This is a genomic window from Acetobacter estunensis (assembly GCF_019083805.1).
GTDB classification, from domain to species: domain Bacteria; phylum Pseudomonadota; class Alphaproteobacteria; order Acetobacterales; family Acetobacteraceae; genus Acetobacter; species Acetobacter estunensis_A.
This window is the reverse complement of sequence record NZ_JAHRDV010000091.1, coordinates 1-464: the sequence shown is the minus strand read 5'-3', so window position 1 is coordinate 464 and position 464 is coordinate 1. Positions and strand designations below refer to the sequence as shown.

The following is a 464-nucleotide window of genomic DNA, read 5'->3' as shown; positions in this document are numbered from 1 at the left end:
CCTACGGGGGGCTGCAGTCGAGAATTTTTCTCAATGGGGGAAACCCTGAAGGAGCGACGCCGCGTGGAGGATGAAGGTCTTCGGGTTGTAAACTCCTGTCATTTGGGAACAAGGCGCACGTATTAACTGTGCGTGCGTTGATAGTACCAGAAGAGGAAGAGACGGCTAACTCTGTGCCAGCAGCCGCGGTAATACGAATCGTGCGAACGTTGTTCGGAATCACTGGGCTTAAAGGGCGCGTAGGCGGTCGATCAAGTCTGGGGTGAAATCTTTCGGCTTAACCGGAAAAGTGCCTTGGATACTGATCGGCTGGAGGGAGGTAGGGGCAGCTGGAACTTCCGGTGGAGCGGTGAAATGCGTTGAGATCGGAAGGAACGCCCGTGGCGAAAGCGAGGTCCTGGACGTTTTCTGACGCTGAGACGCGAAAGCCAGGGGAGCGAACGGGATTAGATACCCGTGTAGTC

Annotated in this window: 1 rRNA gene; it reads left to right on the top strand. The window is 55.8% G+C overall.

Going from position 1 to position 464, the window contains the following annotated elements:
* Positions 1 to 464 (top strand): 16S ribosomal RNA (locus tag KUA11_RS17120); the annotation flags it as partial.